Annotated in this window: 10 protein-coding genes; 7 read left to right on the forward strand and 3 right to left on the reverse strand. The window is 61.8% G+C overall.

The features are described from left to right. Positions 1–34: 34 nt before the first annotated feature. The 3 genes from GS614_RS09295 (at position 35) to GS614_RS09305 (ending at position 3,279) form a co-directional block, all read left to right on the forward strand. The gene (locus GS614_RS09295; protein WP_171117208.1) at positions 35–550 is read left to right on the forward strand and encodes a DUF3035 domain-containing protein; all 516 of its coding nucleotides are present in this window, start codon (positions 35–37) and stop codon (positions 548–550) included. An 81-nt stretch (positions 551–631) separates the two neighbouring features. Continuing rightward, positions 632–1,972 carry a pitrilysin family protein gene (locus tag GS614_RS09300; RefSeq protein WP_170346674.1) on the forward strand — a complete coding sequence of 447 codons (1,341 nt, stop codon included), beginning with the start codon at positions 632–634 and terminating at the stop codon, positions 1,970–1,972. Then, the gene (locus GS614_RS09305; protein WP_171726087.1) at positions 1,969–3,279 is read left to right on the forward strand and encodes a pitrilysin family protein; all 1,311 of its coding nucleotides are present in this window, start codon (positions 1,969–1,971) and stop codon (positions 3,277–3,279) included. Before GS614_RS09300 ends, GS614_RS09305 begins: the two co-directional genes overlap by 4 nt. Positions 3,280–3,301: 22 nt before the next feature. Here GS614_RS09305 and GS614_RS09310 read toward each other — a convergent pair whose 3' ends face one another. The 3 genes from GS614_RS09310 to deoC are packed head-to-tail and all read right to left on the reverse strand — an operon-like array spanning position 3,302 to position 7,479. Further along, the gene (locus GS614_RS09310; RefSeq protein WP_170346672.1) at positions 3,302–4,111 is read right to left on the reverse strand and encodes an SDR family oxidoreductase; all 810 of its coding nucleotides are present in this window, start codon (positions 4,109–4,111) and stop codon (positions 3,302–3,304) included. Positions 4,112–4,135: 24 nt separating this feature from the next. Beyond that, positions 4,136–6,469, reverse strand: coding sequence for an aldehyde dehydrogenase family protein (locus GS614_RS09315; RefSeq protein ID WP_171726088.1), 2,334 nt, complete (start codon positions 6,467–6,469; stop codon positions 4,136–4,138). An 11-nt stretch (positions 6,470–6,480) separates the two neighbouring features. After that, positions 6,481–7,479: a deoxyribose-phosphate aldolase gene (gene deoC, locus GS614_RS09320; protein WP_171726089.1), complete on the reverse strand. Its 999-nt coding sequence runs from the start codon at positions 7,477–7,479 to the stop codon at positions 6,481–6,483. A gap of 201 nt (positions 7,480–7,680) precedes the next feature. On the opposite strand from deoC, the gene GS614_RS09325 reads away from it, so the two are divergent. Genes GS614_RS09325 through GS614_RS09340 form a run of 4 tightly spaced genes read left to right on the forward strand, consistent with a single transcriptional unit; the run spans position 7,681 to position 11,576 of the window. Beyond that, positions 7,681–8,634 (forward strand): metal ABC transporter solute-binding protein, Zn/Mn family, encoded by a 954-nt coding sequence (locus GS614_RS09325; protein ID WP_171171957.1) that lies wholly within the window; start codon positions 7,681–7,683, stop codon positions 8,632–8,634. Positions 8,635–8,637: 3 nt separating this feature from the next. Then, entirely contained in the window at positions 8,638–9,441 is an 804-nt protein-coding gene (locus GS614_RS09330) for a metal ABC transporter ATP-binding protein (RefSeq protein WP_171726090.1), read from the forward strand. A 3-nt stretch (positions 9,442–9,444) separates the two neighbouring features. Continuing rightward, positions 9,445–10,650, forward strand: a complete 1,206-nt coding sequence (locus tag GS614_RS09335) for a metal ABC transporter permease (protein WP_171726091.1) — start codon at positions 9,445–9,447, stop codon at positions 10,648–10,650. Then, positions 10,647–11,576: a metal ABC transporter permease gene (locus tag GS614_RS09340; RefSeq protein ID WP_171726092.1), complete on the forward strand. Its 930-nt coding sequence runs from the start codon at positions 10,647–10,649 to the stop codon at positions 11,574–11,576. The genes GS614_RS09335 and GS614_RS09340 overlap by 4 nt, the downstream gene beginning before the upstream one ends. The last annotated feature ends 251 nt before the right edge of the window (positions 11,577–11,827 follow it).

Below are 11,827 nucleotides of genomic sequence, written 5' to 3' on the forward strand. Positions count from 1 at the left end.
CGATAAAAGCGCCTGAAACAGGCTGGAGACACCAATGCGGATGCCGCGCGCCCTATTTGTTTTGATTGTTGCCGCTGCGGTTGCGGCGTGTTCGAATCCCGGTCTGCGGGATCTGGAGGCTCCGGGCCCGGGGCCGGATGAGTTTTCGGTGCTGCCGGTCAAGCCGCTGACCCAACCTCAGGACTATGCTTTCTTGCCTGCACCCACGCCGGGTGGCGCGAATCTGACGGATCCGAACCCAAATGCCGATGCGGTGGCTGCGCTGGGCGGCAATGCTGCCGCGCTGAACCCGAACGCGGCTGTGCCATCCTCGGATGCAGCGCTTGTCACGGCCTCCAGCCGCTATGGTGTTTCCCCCGATGCGCGGCAGGTGGTCGAGGCTGATGACGCCGCGTTCCGCAAACGCCGGGGGCGCTGGACCGGCCTGCGTCTGTTCCCGGTCGACCGCTATGGGCAAGTTTACGAAAAACAATCGATCGATCCGTTCGCGGAAACAGAAGCCGCCCGTCGGGCCGGCATCGAAACTCCTTCTTCGCCGCCGGGTGAATAATTCTTAACTTTCCGTCATCGGGCTTGAACCCGGGCCGCGTCACCGTAGTTTGAATACCAGAAACGAAACGGAGGATGCCCCATGGTTCGGGCCCTGGCCTTGTCGGCTGCCCTGATCGCTGCCACCCCGGTTTTTGCCGAGGACGGGAAAGAAGCGGTCACCACGTTCACATTGGACAACGGAATGGATGTCGTCGTGGTCGAAGACCACCGCGCACCGGTCGTACAACACATGGTCTGGTACCGTGCCGGATCCGCAGATGAGCCGATCGGATCCTCGGGTGTGGCGCATTTTCTGGAACACCTTCTGTTCAAAGGCACCGACACGCTGGCCCCGGGTGAGTTTTCGGCCACCGTCGCAGCCAATGGCGGCAACGACAACGCCTTTACCTCGTATGACTACACCGCATATTTTCAGCGTGTCGCGGCCGACAGGCTAGAGTTGATGATGCGGATGGAATCCGACCGGATGCGAAACCTTCGGCTGAGCGAAGAGGATATTCTGACCGAACGGGACGTGATTCTTGAGGAACGCAACCAACGTACCGAAAACAACCCGCGCGCCCTGTTCGGCGAACAGATGAGTGCGGCTCAGTATCTGAACCACCGCTACGGCGTTCCGATCATCGGCTGGATGCACGAGATGGAGGATCTGGACATGGAGGACGCGCTGTCGTTCTACCAGACCCATTATTCACCCAACAACGCCATTCTGGTGGTCACGGGTGACGTTGATCCCGACGAAGTCCGCGCGCTTGCCGATCAGTATTACGGTGTGATTCCCGCCAATCCGGACCTGCCCGAGCGGGTGCGGTCACAAGAGCCGCCGCAAACGGCCGAGCGTCGCCTGACCTTCAAGGACCCGCGCGTCGCCCAGCCTTACGTTCAGCGCAGCTATCTGGCCCCGGAACGCGATCCGGGCGAACAGGAAAAAGCGGCGGCTCTGTTTCTGCTGGCTGAATTGCTGGGTGGAAGCACCACCTCTTATCTGAACGAAAAGTTGCAGTTTGATCAGCAGAAGGTCGTCTATGCCGGGGCGTTCTATCGTGGTGTTTCGCTGGATGACACGACCTTCGATCTGATCGTCGTTCCGGCCGAGGGTGTTTCCCTGCAAGAAGCCGAAGACGCCATGGACCAGGCCGTGGCCGACTTCATCGCCGAAGGTGTGAACGAAGACGACCTTGAGCGCATCAAGATGCAGCTACGCGCCGCCCAGACCTATGCGCGCGACAATGTGGACGGCATCGGCAACCGCTATGGCCGGGCCCTGACCAGCGGTCTGACGGTCGAAGATGTGCAGGCCTGGCCCGAGATCCTTCAGGCCGTGACCGGTGATGAGATCATCGCCGCAGCCCGCGAAGTTCTGCAACCCGAGGCGTCTGTTACCGGCTGGCTGATGCGCGATGACGAGGTGACGCAATGAAACGGTTTATTGCAACGCTGGTTGCCTGCCTGGTCGCCCTGCCGGCTTTGGCCGAGATCGAGATCGAAGAAGTGACCTCGCCCGGTGGCATCAAAGCCTGGCTGGTCGAGGACCATTCCATCCCATTCACCGCGCTGGAACTGCGGTTTCGTGGCGGCACGTCGCTGGACGACCCTGACAAACGCGGCGCGGTCAACCTGATGAGCGGGCTGATCGAAGAAGGCGCGGGCGATATGGATGCGCGGGCCTATGCGCGTGAACTCGAGGCTCTGGCCGCTTCGTTCCGATACAATGCCGGCGACGATGCAGTTTCGATTTCCACGCGTTTTCTGTCCGAGAACCGGGATGAAGTGGTCGATTTGCTGCGCACGACGATCCACGAGCCGCGTTTTGATCAGGATGCGGTTGATCGGGTGCGCGCCCAGATTCTGTCGGGCCTGCGCTCGGATCAGACTGACCCGAACGAAATCGCAAGCCTCACCTTTGCGCAGATGGCCTACGGGGATCACCCCTATGGATCCGAAGGGAAAGGCACCATCGAAAGCGTCTCGGCCCTGACCCGTGACGACGTGGTCGCGGCTTATGAAGGCGTCTTTGCCAAGGATCGCCTGTACGTGGGGGCCGTTGGCGATATAACGGCAGAGGAACTGGGGATCCTGCTTGATACACTGCTCGGCGACTTGCCAGACACCGGCAAGCCCATCCCCGGCAAGGCCGAGGTGAACATTCCCGGTGGCGTCAGTGTTGTCGAATTCGACACGCCTCAGTCCGTGGCCTTGTTCGGTCAGGCCGGGATTGATCGGGATGACCCGGATTTCTTTGCGGCCTTCGTTCTGAACCACATTCTTGGCGGCGGCGGGTTTGAAAGCCGGCTGATGCAGGAGGTGCGCGAAAAGCGCGGCCTGACCTATGGGGTCGGGACCTATCTGGTGCCCAAGGATCTGGCCTCGGTCTATCTTGGGTCCGTGTCCTCGGCCAATGACCGTATCGCCGAAGCCATCGACGTAATTCGCGATGAATGGGCGCGCGCGGCCACTGAAGGCGTGACGCAAGAGGAACTTGACGACGCCAAGACCTATCTGACCGGCGCCTATCCGCTGCGGTTTGACGGCAATGGTCAGATTGCCGGGATCATGGTTGGGATGCAGATGGAAGGCCTGCCGATCGACTATATCGCCACCCGGAATGACAAGGTGAACGCGGTGACATTGGAAGACGTAAACCGCGTTGCTGCCGAACTGCTTGACCCGGACGGTTTGCACTTTGTCGTCGTTGGCAAGCCGGTTGGCCTGGAAACAACGAACTGAACCTGTGGGGGTAAGCTGCGGCTTACCCCTTTTTCATGCTCCGCAGCATGTCTCCCATCATCTGGCCGAACTTGCCTGAGCCACGCTGATACAGCGCCCCGTCCACGGCCAGAACCGTACCGCTGATGTAACTCGCCATGTCCGAGGCCAGAAACAGGCAAGCGTTGGCCACGTCCTGCGGCTGACCCCAACGGCCCAGCGGCACGTCGCGGCGCAAGGCCTCACCGGCATCGGGTGTGGGGGCAAGGCGCTTGGCGCCTTCCGTGCCTTCGATGAAGCCCGGCACGACCGAGTTCACGCGAATGCCCTCGACGCCCCATTCCATCGACAGGGTGCGGGTAATCTGGTCAACCCCCGCCTTGGCGGCGCAGACGTGGGCCTGGCCCTCGTAGGGCAGATAGGATTGCGGCGCCGAGATGTTGATGATGTTTCCGCCGGGCCGTTTCAGATAGGGATAGGCGCCTTTCAGCACATGCACGGTGCCCATCAGGTCGATCTCGACCACGGTGCGGAAGGCGTTGGCCGACATCTCCGCCATCAGCGCGGGAAAGTTGCCCGCCGCACCCGAGATCAGCACATCGAAATCACCAAATGCGTCGTGGAACTGCTTGAGGCCAGCCGCCACCGCATCAGGGTCACGCACATCGAACGCTGCCCCGATCGCATCCTGTGCACCTGCGGCTTTCAGCGCGGCGACGGTGTCATCCACCTTGTCCTGCGACCGGCTGGCCACGGCCAGTTTGGCACCTGCCGCCGCGAAAGCCTCGGCAATACCGCGGTTGATACCGCTGGTTCCGCCGATGACGATGACGGTTTTTCCTGAAAAATCCATGTAGGCCTCCCTTGGCGGGGAGCCCTACTCGCCGTAGGGCACCCAGATGTTTTTCACTTCGGTCGAAGCCTGAAGGAAGCGGCGGGAATGGTCCATGCCCCAATCAAATGCCGTCGCGTTATTGACCCATGTCCGTTTCAGGTTCCCGGCCGAGACGACCTCGATCTCCTTCGACAGGTCGGTGGACGAGAACGACCAGACCGCATCCACATTCAGGTGTGAGGCCAGCGGTTTCGCCAGTTCTGCATGGCTGCCGGTCAGGATGTTGACCACGCCGGCGGGCACGTCCGAGGTGTCCAGCACCTGATAGAAATCGGTGGCCGCCAGCGGATAGGGCTCGGACGCCACCAGAACCACCCGGTTGCCCATCGCGATCGCCGGGGCCATGGCCGAGACCAGACCCAGCAGAGGCGCCTCGTCGGCACAAAGCGCGCCGATCACGCCCACCGGTTCCTTCATCGCAATCGCCACGCCCCGGATCGGAACGCCATGCACCTGGCCGTCATATTTGTCGGCCCAGGCGGCGGCGGTGAACAGGCGCTGGATTGCGGCGTCCACCTCTTTCGCGCCATCCTTACGGCCGGTCATCGCGTCGATGCGATGCGCGAACTCGTCGGCGCGGGCCGAAAGGTTCTCGCCGATATAGTACAGGATCTGCGCCCGCAGATGGCCCGTGGTCTTGGACCAGCCCTTGGCCCCCGCCGCGGCCTCGACCGCGTTGCGCACGTCCTTGCGGTTGGCAAGGCCCACGTGGCCCAGCAGCCCCGCCTTACCCCAGACCGCGCGGGAATAGCCGCTGTCAGGCCGCGCCTGCTTGCCGCCGATATACAGCTTGGCCGTGCGGTCGACCGGGTCGACCGGGCCGCCTTCGCCCACGATAGGTTCGATCTTGGCCAGCGGCTTCGCCTTGCCCTTGGGCTTGGTATAGGCGCTCAGCCCTTCCCAGCCGCCTTCGCGGCCAAAACCGCTTTCGCGCACGCCGCCAAAGCCCGCGGCCGCGTCGAACAGGTTGGTGGCATTGACCCAGACCACTCCCGCGACCAGCTTGGGCGCGATGTCCAGCGCAAGGTTGACGTTTTCGGTCCAGACCGTGGCCGCCAGCCCATAGCGGGTGTTGTTGGCCAGTTCGACGGCCTCGGCCGGGGTGCGGAAGGTCGACGAGACCAGAACCGGGCCGAATATCTCCTCCTGCATCAACGGGTCCGAGGTTTCGAGCCCGGTGATCAGCGTCGGGGGGTAGTAGCAGCCATTTGCGGGCAATTCGCAGGCAGCCTGATGCACATGACCCACCGTATTGCTGTCGACCATGGAAGTGATCGTCTGCAACTGAACCGGATCCACCACGGCACCTACGTCGATGCATTTGTCCAGCGGGTTGCCGATGCGCAGCGTGTCCATGCGGGCGCGCAGCTTGGCATAGAACCGTTCGGCGATGCCTTCCTGCACCAACAGGCGCGAGCCCGCGCAGCAGACCTGGCCCTGGTTGAACCAGATCGCATCGACCAGACCTTCGATGGCTGAATCGATGTCGGCGTCATCAAAGACGATATAGGGCGACTTGCCGCCCAGCTCGAGCGTCAGGGCCTTGCCAGACCCGGCGGTGGCCTCGCGGATGCGGCGGCCCACTACGGTCGAGCCGGTAAAGGCGATCTTGTCCACGTCCGAGGCCACGATCATCTCACCCACTGCACCGTCGCCGGTGACGATGTTGACCACGCCCTTGGGCAGACCGGCCTGCATGCAGATATCGGCAAACAGCAGCGCCGTCAGCGAGGTGTATTCGGCGGGCTTCAGAACCACCGTGTTGCCCATGGCCAGCGCCGGGGCCACCTTCCACGCCAGCATCAGCAGCGGGAAGTTCCACGGGATGATCTGGCCGCAGACCCCCAGCGCCTGTGCGTCGGGCAGCTCGGTTTCCATCAGCTGGGCCATGCCCGCGTGATAGTAGAAATGCCGCTGCACCAGCGGAATGTCGATGTCGCGCGATTCCCGGATCGGCTTACCGTTGTCCAGCGTCTCGAGCACCGCGAACAGGCGGGCGTGTTTCTGGATCAGCCGCGCGATGGCATAGAGGTATCGGGCGCGGGCGGGGCCGCCCAGCTTTTCCCATTTGGGCTGGGCCTTGCGGGCGGCGGCAACGGCGGCGTCCACATCGGCCTGTGTGGCTTGGGTCAGCTTGGCCAGAACCTCGCCCGTGGCCGGGTTGCGGCTTTCAAACCCCTTGCCCGGCTTGGTGAAGGCCCCGTCGATGAAATGGCCAAACGTGTCGCCCTGATCGACCAGCCATGCCAGGGCCTCGGCGGCGCTTTCCGGGGCGGGTCCGTATTCCATGGTCTCGAAAATCTCTTTGACTGTCATTGTTCCTGTCCTCAGCCCATCGGGTGCCGGTAGCCGGCCGAGTATGCCCCGGTGACGAAATGTTCCAACTGCCGCTCGATATCACCCAGCAGCGACGAAGCGCCGAACCGGAACAGGTCGGGTTGCAGCCAGCGGTCGCCCAGCTCGTCCTTGATCAGAGACAGGTAGACCAGCGCGTCCTTGGCCTTGGAAATCCCGCCCGCGGGCTTGTAGCCCACGCGATGGTCGGTGCGGTCATAATAGTCGCGGATGGCGCGGATCATCACCAGCGACACGGGCAGGGTGGCGTTGACGCTTTCCTTGCCGGTCGAGGTCTTGATGAAATCGGCCCCCGCCATCATGCAGACCAGCGAGGCACGCGCCACGTTGCGCAGGCTGCCCAGCTCACCCGTGGCCAGGATGGCCTTTACATGCGCCTCGCCGCAGGCGTCGCGGAACGCCTTCATCTCGTCATACAGCGCCTGCCAGTCGCCTTTCAGCACATGGCGGCGCGAGATCACGATATCGATCTCTTCGGCCCCGGCCTTCACGCTTTCCTCGATCTCGGCCACGCGCAGGTGAAAGGGCGACAGGCCCGCCGGAAAGCCGGTGGACACGGCCGCGATCGGAATGCCGGTGCCTGTCAGCGCATCCACCGCCGTTTCGATCATGTCGTGATAGACACAGACCGCGCCGGTGGTGATCGGCGGCATGTCCAGCGCTTTCAGCAGGTCAGGTGACACCGGCTGCCGTGCCTTGGCGCACAGGCGGCGTACGCGGCCCTCGGTGTCATCGCCCGACAGGGTGGTCAGGTCGATCATGGTGATCGCCTTCAGCAGCCAGGCGGCCTGATGTTCCTTTTTGACCGACCGGCGCCCGGGCAGGATCGAAGCCCGGCGTTCGATGGCCGAAGTGTTGGCCTGCACGGCGCGTACCCAGTCCAGGTCCAGATTCATGCCGGGATTCCGGGCTTCGGTCACTTGTGGCAGATGCGCGGTGCGCACGGGGCTTTCTGAGCTCTGCGTATCCATTGTCACGTCCTTTGGGAGGTTTGCGACAAAATCGCACGGGAGACCGGGGAATGGAAGATGCAGGCGAGCAATGTTTGGATAATTTTTGACCAAATGGACAAAATGTAACTGCTTTCTTGCGAATAATTCGCATTAGCGTTGACTTACTTGCGAATGGTTCTCATATTCAGTTCGAACGAGAAGCAAAAACTGAGGTAGAAGATGATTCGCCGGAATTTTCTTGCGGTATTGGCGCTGGCCTTTTCCCTGCCGGTCACGGCCTGGGCCGATGCACCCCTCAAGGTTGTGGCCACGACAGGCATGATTGCTGACGCGGCACGTCAGGTCGGTGGTGATCAGGTAGACGTCAAGGGGCTGATGGGGCCGGGCGTCGACCCGCATGCCTATCGTCAGACCCGCAGCGATATCGTGGCGATGACGCGTGCGGATCTGATCCTGTGGCATGGTTTGTACCTCGAAGCGCAGATGGAAGACTTCTTCCATGACCTTGAACGCAAGCGAACCGTGGTTGCAGTTGCCGAAGGTATCGACACGTCGAAGCTGCGCGCGCATGACGATTACGCCGACAAATATGATCCGCATGTTTGGATGACGCCCGAATTGTGGCGGGACGTGGTGCTTGAAGTGCAGGCAGCCCTCACCGAGGTGCGTCCTGAAGCGGCCGAGGTTTTTGCAGCGAATGCGCAGGCACACCTGGCAGATATCGATCGTCTGACAGCCTATGCAGATCAAGTTCTGGCGTCCGTTCCGGACAACAACAAGGTTCTAGTAACCGCCCATGATGCCTTTGGTTATTTTGGTGAAAGCTTCGGGTTCGAGGTTCTGGGAATTCAGGGCATCTCGACCCAGTCCGAGGCGGGACTGAACCGGATAGGCGAATTGGTAGATCTGCTGGTTGACCGCAAGATCACGGCTGTTTTCGTCGAAAGCTCGGTCTCGGATCGTTCGATCCGCGCGCTGATCGAGGGCGCGGCCGCCAAGGGTCATGAGGTGCACGTGGGGGGCGAGTTGTTCTCGGACGCCATGGGTGAAGAAGGAACCTATGAAGGCACCTATCTTGGTATGCTGGACCATAACATCACGGTCATTGCCAGTGCTTTGGGTGGCGATGTGCCAGATCGTGGCATGGACGGAAAACTGTCGGCGGGGTTTTGATCGATGCTGGGCCTGATCAGCAATGAAGGCGTAACCGTCGGTGAGACGGGGTTGGCCGACAGCCCCCTTGCCCTGCGCGGCCTGACGGTTTCCTACGGGCAGAAACCTGCGGTGTTTTCAGTCGACATGACCGTACAGCCCGGGGCGATGACCGCGATCATCGGGCCGAACGGAGCCGGGAAATCCACATTGCTCAAGGCGGCGCTTGGCATCGTTTCCCCTTTGTCAGGTCAAGTGACCGTGTTTGGCCAGCCATTGGACACGCAGCGCGCGCGCATTGCCTATGTTCCTCAGCGTGCCAGCGTGGATTGGGATTTTCCAACGCGCGTCATCGACGTGGTTCTGATGGGCCTGTCGCGCGAACTTGGCTTGCTGGGCCGTGTGCGTGCCCGCCACAAGGCGTGCGCGATGGATTGTTTGCACCGCGTGGGAATGCGGGATTTCGCGGATCGCCAGATCGGGCAGCTGTCCGGCGGGCAGCAACAACGTGTCTTTCTGGCGCGCGCGCTGGCGCAGGGCGCGGATCTGTATCTTCTGGACGAACCTTTTGCAGGCGTCGATGCCGCCACCGAGAAAGCCATCATCTCGGTGCTGAAATCCCTGAAAGAGGCGGGCAAGACGGTTGTCGTTGTGCATCACGACCTTGCGACCGTGACCGATTATTTCGACCATGTCTTCCTGATCAACACCCGCAAGGTGGCCGAGGGACCAGTGGCCGAGGCCTTCACGGCGGAAACGTTGCAATCAGCATATGGCGGTCGACTGGCAACCGCGCAGATCGATCAGATATCGCGCGCGCTGGGGTAACGCATGCTTTGGGATGCTTTGACCCTGCAACTTGGCTACAACGCCACGCTGGTCGCCATCGGTGCAACCTTGCTGGGTGTGTCAGCCGGTGTGACGGGGACGTTTCTGTTTCTGCGCAAGCGTGCCTTGGTCAGTGACGCAATCAGCCACGCAACCCTGCCGGGCGTCTGTCTGGCATTCATGGTTTTGGTCGCACTCGGAGGAGACGGGCGCAACCTGCTGGGCCTGTTGGCAGGATCGGCCGTCTCGGCCTGGATCGGCCTTCTCTGCATGAACTGGCTGACGCGTCACACGCGTTTGGCCGAAGATGCCGCCATCGGAGCAGTCCTGTCGGTCTTCTTCGGCTTTGGCATCGTGTTGCTGACGGTCATTCAGACGATGGGCGTAGGGCGTCAGGCCGGGCTGGAAGGCTTCCTTTTGGGGTCCACTGCCGGGATGCTCTGGGCTGATGCGATGATCATTGCGGTCGGCGGCGCTGCGACGCTGCTGCTGGTCATGATCATTCGTCGCCCGATGATTCTTGTGGCCTTCGATCCTGAATATGCCGCAGCACGCGGGTTGCCGGTGCACAGGATCGATCTGGCCATGATGGGTTTTGTCATGGCCGTGACCGTGGTCGGCCTGAAAATCGTGGGTCTGATTCTGATCGTGGCTTTGCTGATCATTCCCGCCGTGACCGCGCGGTTCTGGTCCGAACGCTCGGACCATGTGGTTCTGCTTGCGGGATCGGCCGGCGGGTTGGCGGGGTACATTGGCGCGGCCATTTCGGCCTCGGCGCCAAACCTTCCGACGGGGCCGATCATCGTTCTGGTCAGCTTTGCCTTTTTTGTCGTGTCTTTGTTTCTGGCGCCGATACGTGGCGTTTTGGCCGCAGTGCTGCGCCATTTACGCTTTCAACGTCGGGTGCATATTCGTCAGGGTCTTTTGGCCTTGGCGCAGGGGCAAAAGATCTATGAGCCCCTGACCCTGCGCTTGCTACGCCGCGCTGGGCTGGTGCGCGCGGACGGCGTTGCGACCGACATCGGCAAAGCCCGCGCGGCCAAAGCGTTGCGGGACGAAAAGCGCTGGGAAATCGTGCGCGCAGATCAGGCGCATGAGGCAACGGCTGCGCTTTATGACGGGTTGCGGGACATCGAAACCGTCCTGACCCGCGATCAGATCGCTGAGATAGACCGTCGCATCGGTGGGCCAATGGGGGTGCCGGTATGAGTGGTGAAGAATTTGTCCCCCTGTCTCTGACACCGTTGCTGATCGGTACATTCGCGGCCATTGCCTGCGCGTTGCCCGGCAATTTTCTGGTGTTGCGCAAACAGGCATTGATCGGAGACGCGATCAGCCATGTGGTGTTGCCGGGAATCGTCGTGGCGTTTCTGATCACAGGGGCGATATCGACCTGGCCCATGATGCTGGGCGCGGCGGGCGCTGCCGTTGTGGCCGTGGTGCTGATCGAAGCCATTCGCCGATTGGGTCAGATCGAACCCGGGGCCGCCATGGGCGTGGTCTTTACCACCATGTTCGCCGCGGGCGTCCTGCTGCTTGAGCAGACGGATACGTCGACGGTGCATCTGGATGTGGAACATGCGCTTTACGGCAATCTCGAAAGCCTGATCTGGCTGGACGCCACCGGATGGTCGTCCTTGCTGGACACAGAGGCGCTGTCCGGGCTGCCCCCGGAATTACCCCGCATAGCGCTGACACTGGTAGGTGTGTCATTGTTCACCTGGCTGTTCTGGCGGCCGCTGAAGATCTCTACCTTCGACGAAGGCTTTGCCCGGACCATTGGCATTCGCACCGGCGTTCTGGGCATGGCATTGGTCATCACCGCGGCAATTGCGGCGGTGGCGGCCTTTGACGCGGTGGGCTCGATCATCGTGATCGCCATGTTCATCTGCCCGCCTGCCGCGGCGCGGATGTTGACCAACCGGCTGGAAGCGCAGATTGCCTGGAGCGTTGTGTTCGCCATCGCCTCGGCGGTTTCGGGCTATGTGCTGGCAGGTTATGGCCCTCTGTGGCTGGGCGGCGCGGATGCCGTCAGCGCGGCGGGTATGATCGCCACGATGTCAGGCCTGATTCTTGCGGCGGCAGCGATGTTCGGACCCTGCCGGGGCAGGATCGGCGCGCGCATATCTGCCTGATCAGGCATTTTCCCGCCACACATGCCCACACGTCATCGGCCAATCTCTGCCAAGAAACTGAGCGTGAGAATCTTAAGCAGATTTTCCGACAGGTGCGTGATACATGCGATCTCATAAATTAGCTGAAACACACCACTCACTTGGCACGTCCGGGTGATCCTGAATGAGTTCTTGTTCGCGGATACCCGGGCGCCCCCTCTCCTTTAGAATGTGCGGTTCAAACCGGTGGCAGAATCGTGCGCGACTATGCT

The sequence above is a fragment of the Ruegeria sp. HKCCD6604 genome, assembly GCF_013110635.1.
Taxonomy (GTDB): Bacteria; Pseudomonadota; Alphaproteobacteria; order Rhodobacterales; family Rhodobacteraceae; genus Ruegeria.